This is a genomic window from Vibrio marinisediminis, from assembly GCF_014050145.1.
GTDB classification, from domain to species: Bacteria; Pseudomonadota; Gammaproteobacteria; order Enterobacterales; family Vibrionaceae; genus Vibrio; species Vibrio marinisediminis.
Genome location: NZ_JACFYF010000118.1, coordinates 1 through 321, shown reverse-complemented (window position 1 = coordinate 321; position 321 = coordinate 1). Strand labels below are relative to the sequence as shown.

Sequence of the window (321 nt, the reverse complement as noted above, 5' to 3'; positions counted from 1 at the left end):
CAGCCATAAACGCGCGCAGAAAGACAAGCAGATCGTCCGGACCCGCCACGAGGCCGCCGTCCGGCCCCATGCTGGACAGGATCAGCGTGACATCGAGCCTCAGCGCCTTGTGATAGACCGGCAACGTCCGGCCGTTGTCGTCACGGGTGGGATCGAAGAGAGCGGTTCGGCTAAGGCCGAGGGGTCCGCAGATCCGTTCTTGCAAGGCGTCGCCAAAGGACAGGCCGGTCGCGGCCTAGATGACCGCGCCGAGCAGCTGGAAATTGGCATCGGAATAATGCGCCTTGCCGATGTCCGGGGCAGCCTGAGGTTTCCCGGACC

At 64.5% G+C, this 321-nt stretch carries 1 protein-coding gene; it reads right to left on the bottom strand.

What is annotated here, in order from left to right:
- Window positions 1–205: beta-lactamase family protein (locus H2O73_RS20565; RefSeq protein WP_246335983.1), on the bottom strand; the 205-nt coding region annotated here is incomplete at its 3' end.
- Between the last annotated feature and the right edge of the window lie 116 nt (window positions 206–321).